At 33.9% G+C, this 3,355-nt stretch carries 6 protein-coding genes; 2 read left to right on the plus strand and 4 right to left on the minus strand.

Annotated elements, in window-relative coordinates; translation table 11 throughout:
• Nucleotides 1-83 precede the first annotated feature (83 nt).
• Both C0512_RS14900 and C0512_RS14905 read left to right on the plus strand, forming a co-directional pair.
• Nucleotides 84-374: a BrnT family toxin gene (locus C0512_RS14900; RefSeq protein ID WP_290862979.1), complete on the plus strand. Its 291-nt coding sequence runs from the start codon at nt 84-86 to the stop codon at nt 372-374.
• Entirely contained in the window at nt 346-579 is a 234-nt protein-coding gene (locus C0512_RS14905; RefSeq protein WP_290862981.1) for a hypothetical protein, read from the plus strand. Before C0512_RS14900 ends, C0512_RS14905 begins: the two co-directional genes overlap by 29 nt.
• A gap of 153 nt (nt 580-732) precedes the next feature.
• Here C0512_RS14905 and C0512_RS14910 read toward each other — a convergent pair whose 3' ends face one another.
• The 4 genes from C0512_RS14910 to C0512_RS14925 are packed head-to-tail and all read right to left on the minus strand — an operon-like array spanning nt 733 to nt 2,976.
• The gene (locus C0512_RS14910; protein WP_290862983.1) at nt 733-1,467 is read right to left on the minus strand and encodes a hypothetical protein; all 735 of its coding nucleotides are present in this window, start codon (nt 1,465-1,467) and stop codon (nt 733-735) included.
• A complete protein-coding gene (locus C0512_RS14915; protein ID WP_290862985.1) occupies nt 1,464-1,802 on the minus strand; it encodes a hypothetical protein in 339 nt (112 codons plus the stop codon). The genes C0512_RS14910 and C0512_RS14915 overlap by 4 nt, the downstream gene beginning before the upstream one ends.
• Nucleotides 1,789-2,547, minus strand: coding sequence for a hypothetical protein (locus C0512_RS14920; protein ID WP_290862987.1), 759 nt, complete (start codon nt 2,545-2,547; stop codon nt 1,789-1,791). Before C0512_RS14920 ends, C0512_RS14915 begins: the two co-directional genes overlap by 14 nt.
• A 48-nt stretch (nt 2,548-2,595) precedes the next feature.
• Nucleotides 2,596-2,976: a hypothetical protein gene (locus C0512_RS14925; RefSeq protein ID WP_290862989.1), complete on the minus strand. Its 381-nt coding sequence runs from the start codon at nt 2,974-2,976 to the stop codon at nt 2,596-2,598.
• Nucleotides 2,977-3,355: the final 379 nt, after the last annotated feature.

Below are 3,355 nucleotides of genomic sequence, written 5' to 3' on the forward strand. Positions count from 1 at the left end.
TTTTGGGGGTTGATGAAGAGAATATGTAAATTTACCCATACAAACGTATGGCGAACAATATGGGCAACTGTTATTCTTAAATTATGGCAAAAACAAAATTTGAATGGGATGTAGAAAAAGATGTGTTGAATCAGGCAAAGCACGGTATTTCATTTGCCGTTGCCCAATATGCCTTTGCTGATCCCCTTCGTATTATTGCCAGAGACGAATCCCACAGCCAAACCGAAGAGCGTTTCTATTGTTTCGGAGCAGTTGGTGGTGGAATTTTAACCGTGCGGTTCACTTATCGGGCCGCTGTTATTCGAATTATTGGCGCTGGCTACTGGCGCAAAGGCAAGGCAATCTATGAACGCGAAAATAAAATACACCAATGAACCCTTGGGTGACGTTAAGGTAATTGCAGATTTTCTGCCCTCACCCGCCGAATTAGCTTTCAATGAAGAAGGTGTGAAAGTCACCCTGGCGTTGAGCAAGAAAAGCGTGGAGTTTTTCAAGGCTGAGGCGGCTAAAAATAACACCCAATACCAGCGCATGATACGCCGCTTGCTGGATGCTTATGTTGAATCGCATAGTTCTTAAGGAAGTGCTGAGCTACTCGAAGACTTCAAGCTGGAACGGGTTTGTTACCCGTTCCATAACATTTTGATTGATTAAGCACTTAAAAACATTGTGACGGGGTTACGAAAACCTGTCCCGCTCAAGCGTTGCCCATCCTACCTAACTGGTCAGTGTTTATATTTCTTTATTTAAAAGTAAATTAAACTCGGTTTTGAGTTCATCATCTTTGATTTTTCCCTCCATGTATTTAGACAAAATATTAATAATTTCATCTTCTTCATCTGGATTTGTGAACAATTTTCTAACAGTATCAAAATTATCTCTAAATTCATTTTGAATTGTTAAAAGAGCTCGACTCACAGTGCTACGCTCATCTATTTCAAAGTGTCCAGAGTCAGGTGTTTCTCCGTGCATTCTTCCAGATAATTTTGTTAATACAGAAATTATTGCATCTGATTCAATTCTATTATCCCCAAGAAATATTGCCAACGTATCTGTCAAACTACTATCTCTCATATAGTCTTCATCAAAAATAGCTAATACGTTATCTTTAATAATATCGCTGCGCATTTTAAAATCGACCATGGAAAATCTTTCAAGGGCACGTTGAGGAGAATAAATTAACCATTCTGCAAATGGAAATTCTGCTCTAAATAAATCTCTTAAATGGTGTTGAGTACTATCCCATGTAATAAAAATTGGTGTATGTCCATAACCATCTTTATCAACATGATTATTATCATTACTAAAAATATAACAAGCAATAAGGTCATTACTAGCAGCTCGATGTTTTCTTGGCTTTCCAATTCTGGCTGTTTCAGCTTCATATCTGCCACATATCTTTCTAGCTTTAATATCGTTATCTATATCCAGCGTACATTCAGCAACAGAAATATTTGCTATATTCAAAATTTATTGACACAAAAGAGGTAGGAATCAAAAGAATTTGTACCAGCAGAAAAACCTTTTTCAAAACCTATCAAATCATCTAAAAAGTTATTAAAATCATAATTTTTTAACTCCTCTTTTTGTTTCAGATACAAGTTAAAATAAACATTTTTTGATTCACCGAATTTTTTAATTAAATCATTATTAGCAAATAAACTAATTTTTTCTGCTTGCGTAATATGTCTAATAGTTTCTTCTAAATGTTCTTTAGTTATAACGAGGCGATGATTTTTTATGTTTCTAATAGCATTTTTTAATTTTTCTGTTAATTTTATCTCCTTATCATATTTTTTCAAATTTAAATAATGCTAAATATAGAATAAAAACAGTTGCATCAAGATAAATATAGAAAGTTCTTTCCTGTATATATTTATCAAGTTTTTTCTGATTCAATAAATTAACACATAAAAAAGATGAGCATTGATTAGAAAGATATTCATTTTCAGCTCCAATTTCTATTAATTTTTTTGCAAGCTCAGTAGCTTTTACCTTATCTACGCTTCCTCTATATTGTATCAAATATTCTAATTTTTGAATAATTTCTTTTGCTATTGTAACTCTTGGTGGTTCAAATGAAGATTCTGAAATCTCAATTTCTATTGCTGCTCGATAAACATCTTTAATTAAATCTAAAGCTTCACCGGAAAAATTGATACCTATTTCTTTCTCAAGTAATTTCTTGATTTTTTCAAGCAAAGATGCTCTATCAGCCTCATCCCTTTGTAAAATATTAGTTATTCTTATCTTTTCATTAGTCGTAAGGGACATTGTCTCTTGAGTAAGCTCTATTTTACCCTCTTTAATTAATTTAAATATTTTAGAATTAGAAATTCCTCTTTTTATGCCATTATTTTCCAATTCAATAAATAACACCTCTTTTTCTTTAGGAGAGTCAAACAAATTAGATAAAATTTGAGCATCAATAATAGATGACTTCAAATCGGAAGCGTCTTTTCCAAGAGCAAGATAGTCGTAAAAAGCCCTTGCTTTGGAATCTACATGATTATTTTTTGCAGGGATATACTTATGAATATCTGTCATAATATACTGTAATATTTCTGGCTGGTCTTCAGTTATTATCTGCTCAATTTAAGTGGCATCATATATCTCTAATGTAAGACCTGTTTGATCCCTTACGTTTTTTATAATTTGCCGTTTTTTTGATGCAGAAAGGGTTTTTGACCAAAAAAAAGTTAAGTGTTCCGGATAATTGTGGTCTCTGACAAGCTTTTGAACTTTACGAGCATCTTCTAAAATTTTTGATTCTATAGAGTTTTTTTCAATAGAAATTTGAATGGCCTCTTTTGTTTCCTTTCCTAATTTTTTATATACAAGGTCTCGTCCTCCATCGTAAGGACCTCCGATTAAATAAGCTTCTGCATCATATATATGTTTTGCAATTCTTCTTACTATCTCTTCAAAATCTGATTCTTTTTTTATAGATGTAATGAAGTCAATATTATTTGCCATTTGAAAGTCCTATAAAATCGCTTTTGCTGTCAAATTAAAAGCATATAAAAATTGCTAGGTTAACAGAAAAACTATTAAACAAAAAAATTTACCAAAAGATCAAAGCAGTTATTCAGCATTGTAGGGTGGGCAACGCTTTTCTGCCCACCAATCATGCCGCAAAAGGTGGGCAGAAAAGCGTTGCCCACCCTACGAATACCAATACCACAAACTACAAACCGCTTAAATCATGTCCAATTACCGCCGCGCCAACACCCAAGGGGCGTGTTATTTTTTTACGGTTGTGACTTTCCGCCGCCAGCCGATTTTGTGTGATGAAGCCGTGCGGGTGGCTTTGCGGGAAGCGATCAGCTCTGTGCGCGAGCAAAAACCGTTCACT

It is taken from the genome of Flavobacterium sp. (assembly GCF_013822155.1).
Classification (GTDB): domain Bacteria; phylum Bacteroidota; class Bacteroidia; order Flavobacteriales; family Flavobacteriaceae; genus Flavobacterium.